At 60.5% G+C, this 20,837-nt stretch carries 12 protein-coding genes; 7 read left to right on the forward strand and 5 right to left on the reverse strand.

Going from position 1 to position 20,837, the window contains the following annotated elements:
• Positions 1 to 16 precede the first annotated feature (16 nt).
• Positions 17 to 1,546: an NfeD family protein gene (locus tag FF098_RS13485; RefSeq protein ID WP_166426539.1), complete on the reverse strand. Its 1,530-nt coding sequence runs from the start codon at positions 1,544 to 1,546 to the stop codon at positions 17 to 19.
• A 251-nt stretch (positions 1,547 to 1,797) separates the two neighbouring features.
• Here FF098_RS13485 and FF098_RS13490 point away from each other — a divergent pair, with 251 nt between their 5' ends.
• The 7 genes from FF098_RS13490 to FF098_RS13520 all read left to right on the forward strand — a co-directional run bounded on the left by FF098_RS13490 (position 1,798) and on the right by FF098_RS13520 (position 16,273).
• Entirely contained in the window at positions 1,798 to 5,148 is a 3,351-nt protein-coding gene (locus tag FF098_RS13490) for a TonB-dependent receptor domain-containing protein (protein WP_155141470.1), read from the forward strand.
• A 152-nt stretch (positions 5,149 to 5,300) separates the two neighbouring features.
• A complete protein-coding gene (locus FF098_RS13495; RefSeq protein ID WP_155141472.1) occupies positions 5,301 to 6,740 on the forward strand; it encodes a protein adenylyltransferase SelO in 1,440 nt (479 codons plus the stop codon).
• 126 nt (positions 6,741 to 6,866) lie between these two features.
• Positions 6,867 to 9,080, forward strand: coding sequence for a thiamine pyrophosphate-dependent enzyme (locus FF098_RS13500; protein ID WP_205967519.1), 2,214 nt, complete (start codon positions 6,867 to 6,869; stop codon positions 9,078 to 9,080).
• A complete protein-coding gene (locus FF098_RS13505) occupies positions 9,077 to 10,117 on the forward strand; it encodes an ACP S-malonyltransferase (RefSeq protein WP_155141474.1) in 1,041 nt (346 codons plus the stop codon). Before FF098_RS13500 ends, FF098_RS13505 begins: the two co-directional genes overlap by 4 nt.
• Positions 10,118 to 10,271: 154 nt before the next feature.
• Positions 10,272 to 12,485 carry a glycine--tRNA ligase subunit beta gene (glyS, locus tag FF098_RS13510; RefSeq protein ID WP_155141476.1) on the forward strand — a complete coding sequence of 738 codons (2,214 nt, stop codon included), beginning with the start codon at positions 10,272 to 10,274 and terminating at the stop codon, positions 12,483 to 12,485.
• Positions 12,486 to 12,518: 33 nt separating this feature from the next.
• Positions 12,519 to 15,188 carry a pyruvate, phosphate dikinase gene (gene ppdK / locus FF098_RS13515; protein WP_155141478.1) on the forward strand — a complete coding sequence of 890 codons (2,670 nt, stop codon included), beginning with the start codon at positions 12,519 to 12,521 and terminating at the stop codon, positions 15,186 to 15,188.
• A gap of 317 nt (positions 15,189 to 15,505) precedes the next feature.
• Entirely contained in the window at positions 15,506 to 16,273 is a 768-nt protein-coding gene (locus tag FF098_RS13520) for a cell wall hydrolase (RefSeq protein ID WP_188544136.1), read from the forward strand.
• A gap of 22 nt (positions 16,274 to 16,295) precedes the next feature.
• Here FF098_RS13520 and FF098_RS13525 read toward each other — a convergent pair whose 3' ends face one another.
• The 4 genes from FF098_RS13525 to nadA all read right to left on the reverse strand — a co-directional run bounded on the left by FF098_RS13525 (position 16,296) and on the right by nadA (position 20,651).
• A complete protein-coding gene (locus tag FF098_RS13525; protein ID WP_155141482.1) occupies positions 16,296 to 16,958 on the reverse strand; it encodes an FAD-binding oxidoreductase in 663 nt (220 codons plus the stop codon).
• 96 nt (positions 16,959 to 17,054) lie between these two features.
• Positions 17,055 to 17,903 carry a carboxylating nicotinate-nucleotide diphosphorylase gene (gene nadC / locus FF098_RS13530; protein WP_155141484.1) on the reverse strand — a complete coding sequence of 283 codons (849 nt, stop codon included), beginning with the start codon at positions 17,901 to 17,903 and terminating at the stop codon, positions 17,055 to 17,057.
• Entirely contained in the window at positions 17,903 to 19,510 is a 1,608-nt protein-coding gene (locus tag FF098_RS13535; protein WP_155141487.1) for an L-aspartate oxidase, read from the reverse strand. The genes nadC and FF098_RS13535 overlap by 1 nt, the downstream gene beginning before the upstream one ends.
• Before the next feature lie 13 nt (positions 19,511 to 19,523).
• A complete protein-coding gene (gene nadA, locus FF098_RS13540) occupies positions 19,524 to 20,651 on the reverse strand; it encodes a quinolinate synthase NadA (protein WP_155141489.1) in 1,128 nt (375 codons plus the stop codon).
• Positions 20,652 to 20,837 lie beyond the last annotated feature (186 nt).

Consider the following 20,837-nt stretch of genomic DNA (forward strand, 5'->3'; position numbering starts at 1 on the left):
TTCCTGCCTTCTGCTGTTAGCTGTTCTGGCTGCCCAGTCCCGGGACGAAGCGGGACAGGGAAGCGGAATTGTTCTGAACCGGTTTGACGTCAAGGACGAGGCCGTCGATCTCCACGACCTTGATCTTGTCGCCGGCCTTGAGCGGTGCTTTCGACCGTGCTTTCCACGTTTCACCATCGACGAGCACAAGCCCGGTGCCTTTTTCGTTGTTCCATTCGACGACCGAACCTTCCAGCTTGCGGATATTCTCGGCGCCGGTCAGCGGCCGGTGACTGCGCGAGCGCACGATCGCGATGAGAACCATGGCGAGGAACGCGCCGGTAAACGAAAGGATGGTGATGATCACCAGCGGCGAAATCCGGAACTGTTCGGGGAACAGGAAGTATAATCCCCCGCCGAACAGGGCGAGGCCCGCAAGGCCCGATATGCCGAATGTGGGCGTGTATGCCTCCAGCACGATCAATATCACCCCGACAGCCATGAAGCCGAAAAAGAGCGCGTTATGGGGCAGGATCGAGAAGGAATAGAATGCCAGCAACAGGCAGATGACGCCAAGTGCGCCGGGGAAGATCGATCCCGGATTCCAGATTTCAGCCGTGATGCCCAGCGTGCCGAGGGACAGCAGGATCGCGGCGACGTTCGGATCGGCGAAAAAGGCGAGGAATTTTTCCCAGAATTGCGGCTCGACGCGCGTCAGCTGGATATCGGCGGTGCTGATCGTGACGTCGCCACTGGCGGTCTCCACCACCATGCCGTCAATTTGTGCCAGCAGGTCATCAAGATCATCGGCGACCAGGTCGATCACGCCAAGCTCCAGCGCTTCGTTAGAGGTGACGCTGACTGCTTCCCGAACGGCGCGTTCTGCCCAGTCGGCATTGCGGCCACGCTTTTCGGCGAGGGAACGGATATAGGCAACGGCATCGTTGATCGCCTTGGCGCGCATGGCGTCGTCATTGGCAAGGGCAGGGGTCTGGGATTGGGGCGCGGGTTCATCCGATGAAGCAGTGTCCTCTTCAGCGGTTGCATCCTCGCCAGGTTCTTCTTGTGCAGGCGTGCCGTCGTCCGAACCTTCTTCCTCGGAGGCCGGATCGACCGGCGTTTCGAACGGTTCGCCACCCCCGCCGCCACCGATTTCAACCGGCGTAGCGGCACCGGTATTGGTTGCCGGTGCCATGGCGGAGACATGGGCCGAGTACATGATATACAGGCCGGCACTGGCGGAGCGCGATCCCTGCGGGGATACATAAGTGACAACCGGCACGTCCGATCCGAGGATCGACTTGACGATATCCATCATGGATGTGACGAGCCCGCCGGGCGTGTCGATCTCTATAATGACAAGGTCAGTGCCATTCTCGCCAGCAAGGGCGATCTCACGGGACAGATATTCGGCAGATGTCGGCGTGACGGGACCGTTCAGGTCGAGGATGATGCCCGTATTGTCCGGCTGCGCGGTCAGTGAGGGGATGGCATTCGCCATCAGCGACAGGATGCCAAGGGCAATCATGCCCACACAGATCGATTGCCAGATCTTACGTATCATCATTTCCCGCCCCACTACTCTCATCCACTGAAGATAAGCGTTTTCAGGTCTCGTTCAATATCTTTCCCTCGGTAAGCGCCTGAACAGGGGAGTTGCCGAACTGCAACACTGTTCGCTCCTGTGGAACATTTCGCAGTGATAGATGGTGACAGAACTGTCACAAAGCGATAACTTTTGTGCGGAGCAACATCACCTGACGTAATATCGCGGAATTGGCCACGTTATGCGTTATTTGTACTATTTTGAGGGTAAAAATGACCGATAATTTCAAGAAGTCCATCCTGACATCTTCCGCCATCGCCCTTCTGGCCATAATGTCCGTTCCTGCCGCTACGGCGCAGGACGATGACAGTGCCGAAGCTGACAGCGGCGACACGATCACAATCACTGGTTCGCGGATTGCTAGAGATCCCAATACTATCGCGCCGGTACCTGTGCAGTCGGTGGATTCTGAAGACATCATGCTTTCCGGTGAGTTCTCCCTGACCGATGTTGTGAAGGATATTCCGGCTCTCAACAGCTCTACATCGACAGAGAGCTCTATCGACAGTGGCTTTGCTGCGGGTGCCAACGTTCTCAACCTGCGCGGTCTGGGGTCGGCCCGTACGCTGGTTCTGGTTGACGGCCGTCGTCATGTCGGCGGTGTTGGCGGCTCTTCGGCAGTGGATATCGGCTCCATCCCGGCTGGTCTTGTCGAGCGCGTCGAGGTTCTGACCGGCGGTGCCTCCGCCGTTTACGGTTCCGATGCCGTGACAGGCGTCGTCAACTTCATCCTGAAAGATGACTTCGAAGGCTTCGATATCAACTTCTATACCGGACGTTCCAGCAAGGGCGATGGTCAACAGTATTCTGTCTCCGCCCTGTACGGCAAGAATTTCGCCGATGGTCGCGGTAATTTCACGATCGGCGCGGATATTCGTACAGATGATGGTCTGAAGATCGGCGATCGCGATTTTACTCGTGGTATCGATGGTCCGTGGACGGACTGGGTCAACCCGGCTCTTCGCTTTCAGCAAGGCGACATCACCGGTGCGACACCGAACTTTGCGCAATACTATAACTACGCCAATACCGGCCTGTTCAATTATGGCCTGAACATTCCCTCTGCAGCATCGTTCATTGCCAACTACGAGGCTGAATTCGGCACAACCCCGACGTTGACATCCGAGGAACAGGCGCTGATCGAACGTGCGCAGAATGCCCCGCCGCGGGCAATCCTGCCAGGCTTCGTCTTCTCGATCACCTCCGGCAACGGCCTGATCATCCCGGGCAACCCGTATACTTTCGCGGGCTTCGATCCGGAAGAGCCGATTGACCTCGATGGTAACGGCACGCCGGATTGTCTCGATTCATTTGTCGGCTACAACTCCGTCTTCGGCGCCGCATCATTTGGTGTTGTAGGCGGCTGCTGGCAATCGGTCGGTGACGGTACTTATCGTCCGTATGACAACGGCCTTGTTGCCGGTAACTTCAACGGCTTTGGTGGTGACAGCGTATTTGACACAGACAATCAGTATCTGATCGTGCCGGAGGACAAGTACACGTTCAACTTCACGACCGATTATGAGCTGACGCCGGATCACACCCTGTTCCTTGAGGGCAAGTATTCCTACTCGGAAGTTCTTTCAAACGGTGGCCAGCCGTTCTTCGACCTGCTGTTTGGTGCGCCGGACAACCCCTTCATTCCGGATGTATTCCAGGATACTGCAGACGCATACGGCGGTATCGCAATCACGGCGGACCCTTCCTACCTGCGTCAAACCCCGAACAAGGACGAACGTGAAACCATGCGATTCGTCGCTGGCATCGAGGGCAAGACGATATTCGACTGGGACTACGAAGTCTCTGCCGTATATGGCAAGTTCAAGCGTGAAGGTACCGACCGCGAGGCTCTGGCGACCCTGATCACTGACCGCTTCTATGCTGCTATCGATGCCGTCATCGATCCGGCGACGGGCGAAGCAGCGTGCCGTGTCGATGTCGATCCGTCAGTTACACCGCCGACGACACCATTCGATATCCCGGTGACCGATCCCGGCGTCTACTCCTTCACCCCGGGGGCAGGGCAATGTGTGCCGCTTAATATCTGGGCAGGCCGTTCCGGTGTAACCCCTGAGGCGCTGGACTTCATCCTTGCAGAAGACGACAAGACGACGACCGAACTGGAGCAGTTTGTATTCTCTGCCTACGTTACTGGTGATTCTTCGCCGTTCTTCGAACTGCCCGCCGGTCCTGTGGACTTTGCTGCTGGTGTCGAATATCGCGATGAATCCTCCGAGACCACTTACAGCGACCTGCGTCTCGGTATCCTGCCGTCCGAATCGCCCTTTGCTGGCCAGAATATCCGCGACGTATCGGGCAACCGGTCGCTGTTGTTCCGCCCGGCCCTTGGCTATTCCAATGGTGGTGGTCAGTATGATGTCTACGAGGGCTATGTTGAAGCCTCAGTACCGCTGCTCAGCGGCGTAGCACTCGCCGAAGAACTGAGTGTCGGTGGTGCTTATCGTATTGCTGACTATTCTTCTGTGGGAACGCAGCAGACCTGGCAGCTTCAGGCAAACTGGGCTCCTGTGGAAGATCTGCGCTTCCGGGCAACCTTCGCCGAAATCGTTCGTGCACCAAACATCACGGAGCTGGCTCAGCCACAGCTTGGCACGACTTTCCGGCCGGACGATCCCTGTGATGCTTCGCGTATCGACAGCTATGGCGACCTTGCCTCGAACGTTCAGGCAAACTGTATCTCAGACCTGCGCTCTGTCGGCCTGACAGATGCAGACCTGTTCGACAGCAATGGAGACTATATCTTCCAGGACCCGCTGTCGGCTGCTTTCGGTGGTACCGAATCGGGTAACCCAAATCTGTTGGAAGAGACGGCCAAGACCTATACCCTTGGCTTCGTATTCCAGCCGCGTTTTGTCGAAGGACTTACGCTCTCTGCCGACTACTGGAACTTCGAAATCGAAGAAGCTATCACCACCCCGTCCAGTCAGAACATCGTCGATGCCTGTTACACGGCGTCCAGTCTGGAGAACAGCTTCTGTGACCTGTTCACCCGTCAGGACAATCCAGGTTCGCTGCAGTTCGGTGGTTTCAACTCTTTGGCCGTTCAACCAATCAACTATGCGAAGTATGAGGTTGCGGGTATCGATTATGCTGCTACCTACGATTTCGCTCTCGGCTCTAACGATTTCAGTGTTGCGGTTCAGGCGACCCAGAACGACACGATCGACTATTTCACCGACCCGTCCGATCTGACCATCATCGATCCGGAGCTGGGTGAGATTCAGCGTCCTGAGTGGCTTGGCAATGTCTTCGCCTCCTGGCAGCGTGGTCCGTTCCAGCTTGGCTGGCAGACCCAGTATCTGGGTGAGCAGGGCCTGCGTGGCGTCGAGATCGAAAACGGTATGGAAATCTTCGGAGAAGCCGGCTTCGTCGATGAAATTTTCATCCACGACATTAACGCCAGCTATCGCCTGGATGAGATGACTCGCTTCTATGCCGGTATCAACAATGTCGCGGACGATGAGCCGTTCGTTACCGAAACTGCCTATCCGGTCAGTCCGCGTGGTCGGTTCATCTTCATGGGCGTTGATCTCACTTTCTAGTAAAGCTCCTTTCGAGGGGAAAGTTAGGGGAATTAAAGCCAGGCCTTGTGCCTGGCTTTTCTTTTGCACGTTCATTTCGCCAGACGCATTGTCGCCCGGCCCGTTCTTGTCTATGTCCAGACACAACCTTCAACCTGCGTAAAGTGACGTCCATGCCCAAGAAGAAGACCGAGCCGACAAAACCGACATCGACCCGCAAGCCCTATCCCTATCTGGCCCTGGGCGAGGAGTTTTTCGATATCGTCAAACCGGCGCTGTTTCCGGAAACCATCCTGCGTTACCGCAATAACCGCGCGGCCGCCTCGGTCGGGCTGGATGGCCTGAGCGATGAGGACTGGATCTATCATTTCGCCGGCTTCATGCCGCTGCCGGACAACCTGCCGGAGCCGTTGGCGATGCGCTATCACGGCCACCAGTTCCGCAGCTACAACACGGATATCGGCGATGGCCGCGGCTTCCTGTTCGCGCAGCTGGAATCGAAAGACGGGCGGTTACTGGATCTTGGTACCAAGGGCTCTGGCAAGACACCTTATTCGCGGTTCGGTGATGGCAAGCTGACGCTCAAGGGCGGCGTTCGCGAAGTGCTGGCGACGGAAATGCTGGAGGCGCTCGGCGTCTATACATCCAAGAGTTTCTCCCTGATCGAGACCGGCGAGAAGCTGGAGCGCACCGATGAGCCGAGCCCGACGCGGTCCTCTGTTCTGGTGCGTCTCAGCCATACGCATATCCGCTTCGGCACGTTCCAGTATCTGGCTTATTGGGAGAAACACGAAGAGATCAAGACGCTGATCGATTACTGCATCGAGCACTTCATGGAGCATCAGGTCTATGAGCAGGGCGCGGCGCGAGTGATAGGCTTCTACAATGACGTCATCACCCGTTCCGCCAGCATGGTGGCCGGCTGGATGGCGGCCGGTTTCGTTCATGGCGTTCTGAATACGGACAATATGAATGTCTCGGGCGAGAGCTTCGATTATGGCCCGTGGCGCTTCCTGCCCGAGGCAGACCCGAACTTCACAGCTGCCTATTTCGACGAGCGTGGCCTGTATGCCTATGGCCGCCAGCCGGAGGCAGTCGGCTGGAACCTGGCGCAGCTCGGCGGCACACTGACCAAGCATGCAAGCCAGGAGGATCTGAATCGGGCACTGTCCAGATATCCCGTCATGTATGAGCGCATGATGTCCTACCAGTTCTCCCGCCGCTTTGGCGTCGAGGGGCTGACGGGTGATTTCGTCGGTTCCTTGCTGAAATGGATGGAGGCAACGAAAATCCCGTTCGAGCGCGTGTTCTTCGACTGGTTCTGCGGCTCTGCCAGTGAGGCGCGGGCCGACAGGTCTCCCCATGCCGACCTTTACAAGGCAGACGCGTTCAAACCGATCCGCGAGAAGCTGATGGCGGCAAAACCGGTGCGCCCTGAGCGACTGGAGAATGCGTTTTTCGAGGGCGAACCCTGCACCATGCTGATCGACGAGGTCGAGGCGATCTGGGAGAAGATCGACCAGGATGACGACTGGTCAGCCTTTGATCAGAAGCTGGAAGACATCGCCGTGATGCGCCGGGCCTATGCGCTGTACGGGCCCAAGACCAGCTGATGCGCAGTACCGCCTGACGTGCGGGACTGACCGGTCATCTACGGGATTTTCGCAGGGCTGGCATTCGCCGTGCGGGCAGTCTATAGCCGCCGCAAAAACATGCCGCGCGGCGCAAGGAGGCAGCGATTGTTCGACCGGGCAACGATCATCGACAAGGCGTTCATCGACAGGGTCGGGGCAGGGCACCTGCCTGAACCCCTGAGCGATACCACGCTGGCCGGTGCTGGTCTCGAGGTGCACTCGCTCGCCGGGCTGTTCGAGACGCAGGTGATGAGCCGCCATCTCGACCTGATGGCCCGCCGGTCCAAGGGCAGGACTTTTTACTCCATCGGCTCGTCCGGCCATGAGGGGATGGCGGCGCTGGGGCTGACCTCGCGCCTGACCGACATGGCCTTCCTGCACTATCGTGACGGCGCGTTCCTGTTGCAGCGGAAAAAATCCGTATCGGGATCGACTTATCTCTATGACATGTGCCTGTCCTTCTCTGCCAGCGCCGAAGACCCTGTCTCCGGCGGGCGGCACAAGGTGCTGGGCGGGCACGAGATTTTCGTGCCGCCGCAGACATCGACCATTGCCTCGCACTTGCCCAAAGGTGTCGGCGCGGCGCACTCCATCGCGCTGTCGCGCAAGCTGGCCGATGTCGAGGCCGTGCTGCCACGCGACGCGGTGATCCTTTGTTCCTTTGGCGATGCCTCGGTCAATCATTCGACAGCGCAGGGCGCGTTCAACACCGCCGCGTGGACGGCCTATCAGAACCTGCCTATGCCGATCGTCTTCATCTGCGAGGATAATGACATCGGCATTTCGGTCAGGACGCCCAAGGGATGGATCGAGGCGACATTCTCCAACCGTCCGGGGCTGACCTATATGGCCTGCGACGGGCGCGACATTCTCGATGCCTGCCGCGGCACGGCGGCGGCGGTGGATTATGCGCGACGCACGCGGCGGCCGGTATTCCTGCATATGAAGACCGTGCGCCTGATGGGCCATGCCGGGGCCGATATCGAAGCGGCCTATACGGATGTTTCCCATATCGAGGCCGGCGAAGCGCAGGACCCGCTGTTGCACACGGCCCGCCACCTGATCCGCGCGGGGGTCATGAGCGGAGAGGATATCTGTCGCCTTTATCAGGAAACAGGCGAGCGAGTGATGCGTGTTGCCGAGGATGCCTGCGCCCGGCCAAGGCTGACCAGCGCCGAGGCGGTGATGGCGCCGCTGGTGCCGCCGGTCTCTTCAGGTTCAGGCCGCAAGGCACCGGCCCTGCCGGACGAGAGGGCGCGCCAAGAGGTGAAAGAGCTGCGCCAGAAGGACAAGCCGCTTCCCCTGGCCCGCCACATCAATCTCGCGCTCGCCGATGTCATGCTGCAGTACAAGAACACTGTCGTGTTCGGCGAGGATGTCGGGCGCAAGGGCGGCGTCTACTCCGTTACTACCGGATTGCAGTCGGCCTTCGGCCCGGCGCGAGTGATCGACACGCTGCTGGACGAACAGTCGATCCTCGGCCTTGCCATCGGCATGGCCCATAACGGTTTCCTGCCGATCCCGGAAATCCAGTTCCTCGCCTATGTCCACAACGCCGCCGACCAGATCAGGGGGGAGACGTCGACGCTGTCGTTCTTCTCCAACGGCCACTACACGAACCCCATGGTCGTGCGCATCGCGGGGCTTGCCTATCAGAAAGGCTTTGGCGGGCATTTTCACAACGACAATTCTTTCGCCGCGCTTCGCGACATTCCCGGCATCATCATCGCCTGTCCGTCGAACGGTACCGATGGCGCGCGCATGCTGCGCGAATGCGTAAGGCTGGCAGAGGAAGAGCGGCGGGTGGTCATCTTCCTCGAACCCATTGCGCTCTACATGACAGCGGACCTCTACGACGAAGGCGACGGCATATGGGCCTCGCGCTATCGCGCCCCGGCGGAGGATCACCGGGTGAAGCTGGGCGAGGCCGGGCACCATGGCGACGGACGCGAGCTGTGCATCCTGTCCTATGGCAATGGCTATTACCTGTCGCGCAAGGCTGCGAAAGTGCTGGGCGAGAAACATGGCATCCGCCCGCGCGTCGTCGACCTGCGCTGGCTGCACCCGCTGCCGCGCGAGGCGGTGCTGAAACATGCCCGCCAGTGCCAGAACGTGCTGGTCGTTGACGAGGCGCGGCGCACCGGGTCCGTCAGTGAGCAGATCATGGCGCTGCTGGCGGAAGGCGGCATCCCGGCGAAGACCGCCCGTTATTGCGCCGAGGATAGCTTCATCCCCCTTGGGCCGGCCGCCCATGAAGTGCTGCCCTCGGTCGATGGCATCATCGACGCGGCGATGAAACTGTGTGGAGGCGGGAAATGACCAGGAAAAAGGCCGTCATCGTCTGCCCCGGCCGCGGCACCTATAATGCGGCGGAGCTCGGCTATCTCGCCCGCCACCACGCAGACAAAGGCGATTTCATCGCCATGGTCGACGCGCTGCGTGAGGCCGAAGGCCAGACACCGGTCAGTGCCCTCGATGTCGCCGAGCGCTTTTCGCTCGCCCGGCATACCTCCAGCGAGAATGCCTCGCCGCTGATCTTCGCCTGCGCGCTGGCCGACTTTATGGCCATCGACCGCGAGCAATATGACATCGTCGCTGTCACCGGCAATTCCATGGGCTGGTACCTCGCGCTGACCGCCGGCGGGGCGCTGTCGCACGAAGAAGGCGCGCGGCTCGTCAATACTATGGGCAAGATCATGCAGGCCGAGGGCAGGGGCGGGCAGGTGGTCTATCCCGTCGTCGATGATGACTGGCAGCCGGTGAAGGAAGCGGCAGATTTCATCGAGGCGAGCATCGGTCTGGCTGCGGCTCCCGGCAGTCAAATGAATATCCATGCCTCCATCCGCCTGGGGGGGCTGATGGTGCTGGGTGCCGATGAAAAGGGAATGAAATATCTAGGCAACAGGCTGCCGCGGGATGGTCGTTATCCGATGCAGCTCGCGAACCACGCCGCCTTTCACACGCCGTTGCTCTCCCATGTACCGCCGCTGGCGCAGGAAAAGCTGGGCGCGGAGATGTTCGCCAAGCCCGCCATTCCGCTGATCGACGGCAAGGGCAACCAGTGGTCGCCCTGGTCGACCGACACGACGGCGCTGCATGGCTATACGCTGGGGGCGCAGATCGACACGACCTATGACTTCTCGAAAGCGATCGAGGTCGCGGCGAAGGAATATGCGCCGGACGTATTCATCCTGCTTGGGCCGGGCACGACCATGGGCGCGCCGGTGGCGCAGGAGCTGATCCGTCATCGCTGGCGCGGGCTGACCGGCAAGAGCGCGTTCAAGACGAGGCAGGGCAGTGACCCGCTGATCCTGTCCATGGGGATGGAAGACCAACGCAAACTGGTGGTGGGCTGACCGCCTATCCTTCGTGGGTCAGCAGGCTGACCACCTCAGGATGAGGCTCTTTCACACCCCAATTCCTCATCCTGAGGCGGCGACGCAGTCGCCCACGAAGGATGGGGAATTGCATCTTGCGTCACACCGCGCTGCCGCCTAAACGATTGGGGTTATGGCTGATTTACTCCTTGAACTGTTCTCCGAAGAGATCCCCGCGCGCATGCAGACGCGCGCCGCCGCCGACCTTGAGCGCCTGGTCAACCAGCAGCTGCTCGATGCCGGGTTCATGCCCGAAGGCGTCAAGGGCTTTGCCACGCCGCGCCGCCTGGCGCTGGTCGTCACCGGCCTGCCCAACGCCCAGCCGGACCGCAAGGAAGAGCGCAAGGGCCCCCGCGTGGGCGCGCCGGAAAAGGCGGTCGAGGGCTTCCTGAAATCAGCGGGTCTCACCTCGCTCGACCAGTGCGAGACGCGCGAGGACAAGAAGGGCGAATTTTACGTCGCCCTGATCGAGGAAAAGGGCCGCCCGACGGCCGAGGTGATCGCCGGTTTCATGCCGGAGGTGATCGCGAAATTCCCGTGGCCGAAAGCCATGCGCTGGGGCGATGGCGAGCTGCGCTGGGTCCGCCCGCTGCACGCGATCCTGTGCGCTTTCGATGGCGAGATCGTCGAGTTCGAAATCGATGGCGTGAAGGCCAGCGACCGCACTTGGGGCCATCGCTTCATGGCGCCGGAGGAAATCCAGGTCCGCAATTTCGAGGATTACGCCGCGCAGCTGAAGCGCGCGAAAGTCGTTCTCGATACGGAAGAACGCAAGGAAACGATCTTCGGCGAAGCCGAACAGCTGTGCAAGGCGCAGGGGCTGGAACTGGTCGAGGATGAAGGGCTGCTGAACGAGGTCGCTGGCCTCGCCGAATGGCCGGTCGTCATGGTCGGCACGTTCGACGAGAAATTCCTGACCGTGCCGGACGAGGCGCTGACGGCATCGATGCGCGGGCACCAAAAATATTTCTCCGTCCGCGACCCGAAGACGGGCCGACTCGCCAACAAGTTCGTCTATGTCGCCAATATCGAGGCGCCGGATGGTGGCGCGGCGATGCGCACCGGCTATGAGCGCGTGCTGACCGCGCGGCTGTCCGATGCGTGGTTCCTGTATCAGCAGGATTTGAAGACGCCGCTGGCGGAGCACGCGAAGAAGCTGGAGAAGGTGACCTTCTTCGAAGGCCTCGGCACCGTAGCCGACAAGGTCGAGCGCATCGCGGCGCTCGCCCGCGAGCTGGCTCCGGCTGTGGGGGCGGACCCTGACATGGCAGAGAAGGCGGCCCGCCTCGCCAAGGCCGACCTCGTCACTCAGATGGTCTATGAGTTTCCGGAACTGCAGGGCCTGATGGGCGCCTATTATGCCGAGGCCGAAGGTCAGCCTGCGGAGATTGTCAATGCCATCCGCGACCACTACAAGCCCGCCGGCCAGAATGACGACGTGCCGACCGAGCCGGTCACCGTCGCCGTGGCGCTCGCTGACAAGCTCGACACGCTGACAGCCTTCTGGGCCATCGGCAAGAAGCCGACCGGCTCGGGTGATCCGTTTGCTTTGAGACGTGCGGCGCTCGGCGTTATTCAGCTACTGATAAATTCTTCAGAGCAACGATACTTTTTCGTGATCCTCAGAGATAATTTAATTCGAACTTTTGAGCAGTTAGAAGACGAAAGCTTCGAGCAAGAAGTTGCTGCCATTCAAGTCGTGCCGGACTGGTTTGCGGATAAAGAGTACGTAAAATCCAGACTAGAAGAAAAACATTTCCATCGTGTCTTTGAGAATGACAAGCATGCGTTCGCGCTAAGCATTTTTGTAGCGGAGGCTTTGGTGGACTTCTTCCACGACCGCCTCAAGGTCTATCTTCGCGACAAGGGCCATGCCCATGACCATGTCGATGCCGTGCGCTTCCGCGCCGATGGCTCGCTGGAGGATGACATCGTCCTGATTGTGTCGAAGCTGGAAGCGCTCGATGCCTTCCTCAAGACCGATGACGGGGCGAACCTGACCGCCGCCTACAAGCGCGCCGCCAATATCCTCAAGGCCGAGGAGAAGAAGGGCGACACCGATGTCAGCGGTGATATCGACGAGTCCAAGCTAATCGAGCCCGCTGAAAAGCAGCTGTTTATGGTATTAAACGAGGTCCGTGATACCGCTAACAGTGCGTGTGCGGAAGAAAACTTCGAAAAGGCGATGTCGGAGCTGGCAAAACTGCGCATGCCCCTTGATACGTTCTTCGAAGACGTTACGGTCAATTCGGAAGATGCTGCACTGCGGAACAATCGTCTCGCATTGCTGTCTGAGATAAAAACAATATGCGAACAGGTGGCAGACCTGTCGCGCCTGGAGGGCTAGGGAAACGCCCTCCAACCTGATGGAGAGCGTGGAATGAGTGACAAGTGGGTCTATAATTTCGGCGGCGGCAATGCCGACGGCGACTCGAGCCTGAAAAACCTGCTGGGCGGGAAGGGCGCGAACCTTGCCGAGATGGCGAGCCTGGGGCTGCCCGTGCCGCCGGGCTTTACCATCACCACCGAAGTCTGCACGCTTTTCTACAAGAATGACCGTCAGTATCCGGACGGGCTGACGCAGATGGTCGACGAGGCCGTCGCGCGCATTGGCGAGCTGGTCGACAAGCAATTCGGCGATACGAAAAACCCGCTGCTCGTCTCCGTGCGCTCCGGCGCCCGCGCCTCCATGCCCGGCATGATGGATACGGTGCTGAACCTCGGCCTCAATGACGAGACGGTGGCCGGCCTTGCCGCGCTGGCGGGCGATGAGCGCTTTGCCTATGACAGCTATCGCCGCTTCATCCAGATGTATTCCGACGTGGTCCTCGGCGTCGATCACTATCATTTCGAGGAGATCCTCGACCTCTACAAGGAAGAGCATGACTACATGCTCGACACCGACATGACCGCGTCAGACTGGAAGACGGTCATCGGCCAGTACAAGGAGGTGGTCCAGAAGGAGCGGGGCGAGCCATTCCCGCAGGATGTGAAGGCGCAGCTGTGGGGCGCGATCGACGCCGTGTTCGGCTCTTGGCGCAACGAGCGGGCGAACACCTATCGCCGCCTGCACAATATCCCCGAGGAATGGGGCACGGCGGTGAACGTGCAGGCCATGGTTTTCGGCAATATGGGCGAGACGTCGGCGACCGGCGTTGCCTTCACCCGCGACCCGTCGACCGGCGAGCGCGCCTATTACGGCGAGTTCCTGATCAACGCCCAGGGCGAGGATGTCGTCGCCGGTATCCGCACGCCGCAGCCGCTGACGATCTTTGCCAAGGAAAAGCAGGGCGAGGACCTGCCCTCGATGGAAGAGGCGATGCCGGAGACCTTCAAGGAACTGGTCGCGGTGTTCGAAAAACTCGAAAAGCATTATCGCGATATGCAGGACATCGAGTTCACCATCCAGGAAGGCACGCTGTGGATGCTGCAGACGCGCACCGGCAAGCGCACGGCGAAGGCCGCGCTGAAGATCGCCGTCGAAATGTGCGCCGATGGTCTGATCACGGAGGAAGAAGCGGTGATGCGCGTCGAGCCCGGCTCGCTCGACCAGCTTCTGCACCCCTCGCTCGACCCGAAGGCCAAGCGAGATGTGATCACCAAGGGGCTTCCTGCTTCGCCCGGCGCGGCGGCAGGGGAGGTGGTCTTCTCCTCCGATGAAGCCGAACGCCTGGCGCAGGACGGCAAGCCGGTCATCCTCGTGCGCGTCGAGACGAGCCCGGAAGACATTCACGGCATGCATGCGGCCAAGGGCATCGTCACTGCCCGGGGCGGCATGACCAGCCACGCGGCGGTCGTTGCCCGTGGCATGGGGCGGCCTTGCGTCTGCGGGGCTGGTGATGTGCGCATCGAGCGCGACGGGTCGGGCTTTACTGCCGGTGGCCGGTCCATCGCCAAGGGCGACTGGATCACCATCGATGGTGCGACCGGCGAGGTCTTCGCCGGGGAGGTGAAGACGATCCAGCCGGAACTGTCCGGCGATTTCCGCAAGATCATGGAATGGGCTGACAGCCATCGCCGCATGGCCGTGCGCACCAATGCCGAAACGCCGCTCGACGCGGAGACGGCCCGCGATTTCGGCGCGGAGGGCATCGGCCTGTGCCGGACCGAGCACATGTTCTTCGAGGCCGAACGGATCGTCGCGGTACGCGAGATGATCCTCGCAGAGGACAAGGCGGGCCGCGAGACGGCGCTTGCCAAGCTGCTGCCGATGCAGCGTGGCGACTTCAAGGCGCTGTTCGAGGTGATGGCCGGCCTGCCGGTGACGGTGCGCCTGCTCGACCCGCCGCTGCATGAGTTCCTGCCGCATTCGGATGCGGAGATCGAGGAAGTCGCCAAGGCCTCCGGCCTCGAGCCAGCAGCGCTGAAGGCGCGGGCGCACAAGCTGAACGAGTTCAACCCGATGCTGGGTCATCGCGGCTGCCGTCTCGGCATCACCTATCCGGAAATCTACGAGATGCAGGTGAGGGCGCTGATGGAGGCGGCCTGCGAGGTTGCGAAGGAGACCGGCGAGGCGATCGTGCCGGAAATCATGATCCCGCTCGTCGCCGACGTGAAGGAGCTGTCGAGCCTGAAGGCCCGCGTAGATGCCGTGTGCAAGGCGGTGCTGGCCGAGAAGGGTCAGGAGATGGCCTATCTGGTCGGCACGATGATCGAGCTGCCGCGCGCGGCGCTGACGGCGGACAGGATCGCTGCCGAAGCGGAGTTCTTCTCCTTCGGCACCAACGACCTGACCCAGACGACCTTCGGCCTGTCGCGCGACGATGCCGGCTCCTTCCTGCCAGCCTATCAGAAACAGGGTATCTGGGAGCAGGACCCGTTCGTCACGCTCGACCAGGCCGGTGTCGGCGCGCTGATCGAAATCGCTGCCGAAAAGGGACGCTCTGCACGCGAAAATCTCAAATTGGGCATTTGCGGCGAGCATGGCGGCGACCCCGATTCGATCCATTTCGTCGAAAAGGTCGGGCTTGATTATGTGTCCTGCTCGCCATACCGGGTGCCGATCGCCCGACTCACGGCGGCGCAATCTGCCCTGCTGGTTAAGAAATAGTTAACGCGCAGGCCGTTGTTTTCCTTAGGCAAATCGCCGTGCTGCAAGCTTGATTCCGCATTGCAGCGCGGCTTTCTCACTTTTCCGTGGGAAAATGCTTCTTTTATCTCTGATTAACATTATGTCATGATCATGAGAGAGAATTTGCCAAGAGCGTTTTCTTCCGTCATAAGCCGCCAACCCGGCACGGGAACTGCGTGGCGGAGACAGGTTTGATCGAGCATCAAGGATTGCAGAAACCTTTAAAGGGACACCGTGCGAAACGCGGACTGTCCGGTGGACTACCAAGAACACAGAAGAAGAGGCTTTTGACCGTCATGAACAGGGCGATCGATACTGAGACACACGCGCAAGCAGCAGGCATGCCGAACTGGCAGGCCCGCCGCTGGCTAGCCACGCTCGGCATCAGCGTGTGCGCTGTCGCCTTGACGCTGTCCGGCCATCATCGCGTCCAGCTGCACGAGACAGAGCAGCAAAGCCTGCAGATGCTTGCCGAGGCTGAGGCCGCAGCGGCAGAGTTCTCGCAGTGGCAATTTGCCCAGTCAGGCGACGCGGAAGATGGTCTTTTCGACACCGCACCGGCAGTCCAGCTTGCCAGCGCCGATATCTCTGACCTCGTCAGCTATGATTTCACCGAACTCGAGGTTGCCCGCATCCAGTCGGCCGAGCGCCGCTGTCTTGCAGACGCGATCTATTACGAGAGCCGCAATGAATCGATGCTGGGCAAGCTTGGCGTTGCCGACGTTGTCCTGAACCGGGTCAAGAGCGCCTATTATCCGGACACGATCTGCGGCGTTGTTTATCAGGGCTCCGAGCGCACAACCGGCTGCCAGTTTTCCTTCACCTGCGACGGGTCGATGGACAAGCGTCGTAATGTCGCCCTCTATGACGATATCGATGAACTGGCTGGCGTGATCCTCGCCGGCATGCATATGCCGGTCTCGCGTAACGCGACGCACTATCACGCGGATTATGTTTCGCCATATTGGGCGCCGACACTGACGCCCACGGCCCAAATCGGGGCGCATAAATTCTATCGCTTCCCGAACAAGACGACAGAAACCATCGTCTCCGCTGCCCAATAAAAGTTTTCAGTAAGCTGACGGATCAATCGCTGAGGGAGATACTGTCTGCCTCAAACCCCATCTCGTGCAGGGCTTTCTCGACTGCTTCCTGCATAGGCGGCGGGCCGCAGACATGGAAGCGCTTGTCGTTGTCTCCAAGGATATCTGTCAGCAATTCCTTGTCGATATGACCATGTCTGTACCCGTCGATTTTCTCATTCGATAGAACGTGAGTGACGGCGAGGCCGTTCATTGCTGACAATTCTTCCTGATGGATGATGTCGGCTCGGGTCTTGTTTGCAAAGACCAGCCGATTGCCGGCGATCCTGTTCTGTTTTTTCAGGCTACGGAGCAAGGCAAGAAATGGCGTGATGCCGGCGCCGCCAGCGATGAAGACGGCATTGCTATCATGGCGGAAGGTCTCGAACGGGTCATCGATCAGCAGCGAGCTGCCTGGCTCCAGCCGGTGCAGGCGCATGGTCACTCCGCCATGGTCGGGATATGACTTGATGGTGAATTCCAGCGTGTCGTCATCGGGCAGGGACGTCATGGTGAAGGGGCGCTTTTCGTCTCGCCAGTTATCGGCATCAAGCGCCAGCTCTGTCGCATCGCCGGGCTTGTAGTCAAAGCCCTTCGGGCGTTCGAGGCGGAAGCTCTTCACGTCATGGGTGACCTGATGTGTCGAAATCAGCCTTGTCTTGTGCATGGGTTGCCTCCGATTGCTTCAGGCAAGGAGGTAGGCCGCGAAGGTACTCAGGCCAGTTATGGGATTGCCAACTAGGTGACAATGTCGTGAGCGGGCCTATTTCCAGTCGAGGCCAAGGTCGAGCGTCGGGGCGGAATGGGTGATCCAGCCGGACGAGATGACGTCGACGCCGGTCTCGGCAATCGCACGCACGGTGTCGATGGTGACATTGCCGGAGGCTTCGAGGATCGACCGACCGGCATTCACCTCGACCGCCTTGCGCATGTCCTCCGTGGACATGTTGTCGAGCAGGATGACGTCGGCGCCTTCCTCCAGTACTTCGCCGAGCTGGTCCAGCGTATCGACCTCGATCTCTATCTTGACCATGTGTCCGGTCGCGGCCTTGGCTGCCTGCAGCGCTCCGGCGATGGAGCCTGCCGCAGCGATGTGGTTATCCTTGATCATGACGGCGTCATAGAGCCCGAAACGGTGGTTCTGGCCGCCGCCGCATTTGACGGCGTGTTTTTCGAGCGTGCGCAGCCCGGGCGTCGTCTTCCTTGTGCAGACGATCAGCACGCCAGTGCCCTCGACCGCGCGGACAAGGTCGCCGGTCGCCGTAGCGATGCCAGAGAGGTGGCCGAGATAGTTCAGCGCGACACGCTCTGCGGTCAGGATGGCGCGAGCAGGACCAGACAGGCGGATGACCTCCGTGCCGGGTTCAACCGTGCCGCCGTCCTGCGTGACGATCTCGACTTTCAGGGCGGGGTCAACGAGGGTGAAGGCTGCCTCTGCCAGTGCCGTGCCTGCGATGATGCCAGGTTTGCGGGCAGCGATAACGGCGTCTGCCCGCGCCTCGGCTGGAATGGTCGCGAGTGTGGTGATGTCACCTGCATCGCCCAGATCCTCGGCGAGGGCAGCGCGCACATTGGTCTCGACCAGCGGGCGGGGCAGGGGGAAGATGGCCATCAGGCTTTCTCCAGATCTGTCTTGTAATCGATCGGACGCGGGGAAACGACGAGGCCGGTTTCGGGGCTGAAGGTCATGACCGTATGAACCGGGGGTGGCGATGCCTTTTCCGGGTAATCCGTACGGAAATGACTGCCGCGGCTTTCGCGACGGTCAAGCGCGCCGGCGAGGATCATCGTCGCCGTCAGCAGGCAGTTGAGCATGCCGCTGTTCAGACTCGGGCGCTCTTCCAGCTCGCCGATGACTTCCATCGCAGCCATCAGGCCGTCCTTTTCGCGCAGGATACCGGCGCGGTACGCCATGGTCCGGCGAAGGAGAGCGATATCTTCAGCAACGGGGGGCTTCGGATCTAATGACAGGCGATCAGGCAAGAGGTTTATGGATGACGGATCGAGCGTTGCGTCATCCTGTTTCAGGCTATCGGCGGCGCGGGCCCCGAAGACGAGCGCCTCAAGCAGGGAGTTGGACGCGAGGCGGTTTGCGCCATGGATGCCGGTCGAGGCAACCTCGCCAACGGCCCAGAGGCCGGGGCGGCTGGTGCGCCCGTCGACATCAGTGCCGACGCCGCCCATGTGGTAGTGGACAGCTGGGGCGACCGGCATAAGCTCCGTCACCGGATCGATGCCTGCCTCCCTGCAGGCGGCATAGACGGTCGGGAATTTTTCAGGGAAGGCTGCGCCGATGGCCTCACGGGCATCGAGAAACGCGCCGCCATTGTGCACGGCCTGGGCGACGCCACGGGCGACGATATCACGCGGGGCGAGTTCGGCATCGTCGTGAAGATATTTCATGAAGCGGCGGCCCTTGCCATTGACGAGGATTGCGCCTTCGCCGCGCAGGGCTTCCGTCGCGAGCGGAGCCGGGTCGATGCCGACATCGAGTGCCGTGGGATGGAACTGGACGAATTCCGGGTCGATGATTTCCGCCCCAGCCCGCAGTGCCATGGCAAGGCCGTGGCCCTGCGCGCGGACAGGATTGGTGGTGACGGCATAAAGCCCGCCAAGCCCACCGGTAGCGAGCACTGTACGCGGGCAGAGCATGAGCAGGCGTTTCTGCTCGGTGATGTCGTGGACAAGCGCGCCGATGACGCGGCCACTGTCATCAGTGATCAGATCTTCGGCGACCATGCGCTCGCGCAGGGTGATGTGATCGGCAGCATGGGCGGCCTCGTCGAGCGTGGCCATGATAGCCGCGCCGGCCCGGTCGCCGGTCGCATGCACGATACGCTTGCGCGAGTGTGCCGCCTCGCGACCGAGTTTCAACTTGCCGTTTTCGTCAGTATCGAAGGCAACGCCGAAATCGATCAGGTCGTGGACTCGGGCAGGCCCGTCTTCGGTCAGGATACGGGCCGCTTTCGGTTCGACAAGCCCGGCGCCGGCGTCGATCGTATCCCTGAAATGAAGGTCCGGCGTGTCGTCTTCGCCCATTGCGGCAGCGAGGCCACCTTGGGCCCATGTGGACGACGCACCACGCCCTATGGGCGCGGCGCTGATGACGGTGACGGGATTGGGGGCGAGCTTCAGCGCAGTGAAGAGACCGGCAACACCGGCCCCGATGATCAGTGTGCTGCCTTCCGGCAGGGCAAGTGTTTCGAGCGTGTCCCTCATGCCCCGCCGCCTGTCAGGCGCTGATTTCCAGCGCGCGGCCCGCAAGCTCGCGGTCTTCGAGCGCGATCACTTCCGGCTTGCCGATATGGGAGTATTCCGACTGCTTCTCCAACTTCACATCGATCATCGCCTGCACCGCTTTGCGTGCCTTTGCGGCAATCACCGGATCAACCTCGACCTTGTGTTCCATCGTCTGCAGGGCACGCAGGATGCCCGGCAGGGTGATGCGCTTCATGTGCGGGCACAGGTTACAGGGGCGCACGAAATTCACATCAGGGTTTTCCAGCGCCACATTGTCCGACATCGAGCATTCGGTGATCAGCACGACATTGTTCGGCTGCTTTTCCTTCACGTAATTACTCATGCCGCTGGTCGAGCCGGCAAAGTCAGCCTCGGCCAGCACCTCCGGCGGGCATTCCGGGTGGGCGAGCACGATGACGCCCGGGTTACCGGCCCGCATCTCGCGGATGTCTTCCGGCGTGAAACGCTCATGGACCTCGCAAGAGCCAGCCCAGGTAATGACCTTGATCTTGGTCATCGCGGCGACGTTCTTGGCCAGATACTGGTCGGGGATGAGGATGACCTGGTCTGTGCCCCATTCGGCGCAGATATGCTCGACAATCTGCACGGCGTTCGATGACGTGCAGCAGATGTCGGTTTCGGCTTTCACGTCGGCGGTCGTGTTCACATAGGTGACGACCGGCGTACCCGGATATTTCTGTTTCAGGAGGCGCACATCGTCGCCGGTGATCGAGGAGGCGAGGGAGCAGCCGGCCTTCATGTCGGGGATCAGCACCGTCTTTTCCGGCGACAGGACCTTGGAGGTCTCGGCCATGAAGTGGACGCCAGCCTGCACGATAACCGAGGCTTCGGTTTTTGCCGCTTCCATGGCGAGCGCAAGGCTGTCGCCGCGAAAATCGCCGACGCAGGCGAAGATTTCCGGCGTCATGTAATTGTGGGCGAGGATGACCGCGTCCATGTGCTTTTTCAGGTCGTTGATCGCGGCGATGTAAGGCGCATGCATCTCCCACTCGATGCGCGGGATCTGGCGCTGGACGAGCGGGTAGAGATGCTCCGTCTTGGCCTTGACCTCTTCGGTATAGGGCAGGTCGTTCTCGAACTCGTTTCCAAACGCGGGCATGTCAGCCTCCAATCGTTATGCTCAACTAGAGCATATATGGGGTCTAAAAAATCGCCCTTCAAGGGCAGAGTGCGGAAAATAGGCGCATATACCCGCCTGTCAAGCTTTTAGACTGCACTCAGTGCTAATCTCAGCAAAGCGTGAAGGTCCAGGCTGGTTATTAATCCGATATTGTTCCTGGTGCTT

The sequence above is a fragment of the Aquisalinus luteolus genome, assembly GCF_009712425.2.
In the GTDB taxonomy this organism is placed as follows: Bacteria; Pseudomonadota; Alphaproteobacteria; order Caulobacterales; family Parvularculaceae; genus Aquisalinus; species Aquisalinus luteolus.

Bases quoted from the DNA above. Each gene is read 5' to 3' on its own strand.
- FF098_RS13485 (WP_166426539.1), bottom strand. From the start codon at position 1,546: ATGATGATACGTAAGATCTGGCAATCGATCTGTGTGGGCATGATTGCC.
- FF098_RS13490 (WP_155141470.1), top strand. From the start codon at position 1,798: ATGACCGATAATTTCAAGAAGTCCATCCTGACATCTTCCGCCATCGCC.
- FF098_RS13495 (WP_155141472.1), top strand. From the start codon at position 5,301: ATGCCCAAGAAGAAGACCGAGCCGACAAAACCGACATCGACCCGCAAG.
- FF098_RS13505 (WP_155141474.1), top strand. From the start codon at position 9,077: ATGACCAGGAAAAAGGCCGTCATCGTCTGCCCCGGCCGCGGCACCTAT.
- glyS (WP_155141476.1), top strand. From the start codon at position 10,272: ATGGCTGATTTACTCCTTGAACTGTTCTCCGAAGAGATCCCCGCGCGC.
- ppdK (WP_155141478.1), top strand. From the start codon at position 12,519: ATGAGTGACAAGTGGGTCTATAATTTCGGCGGCGGCAATGCCGACGGC.
- FF098_RS13520 (WP_188544136.1), top strand. From the start codon at position 15,506: ATGAACAGGGCGATCGATACTGAGACACACGCGCAAGCAGCAGGCATG.
- FF098_RS13525 (WP_155141482.1), bottom strand. From the start codon at position 16,958: ATGCACAAGACAAGGCTGATTTCGACACATCAGGTCACCCATGACGTG.
- nadC (WP_155141484.1), bottom strand. From the start codon at position 17,903: ATGGCCATCTTCCCCCTGCCCCGCCCGCTGGTCGAGACCAATGTGCGC.
- FF098_RS13535 (WP_155141487.1), bottom strand. From the start codon at position 19,510: ATGAGGGACACGCTCGAAACACTTGCCCTGCCGGAAGGCAGCACACTG.
- nadA (WP_155141489.1), bottom strand. From the start codon at position 20,651: ATGCCCGCGTTTGGAAACGAGTTCGAGAACGACCTGCCCTATACCGAA.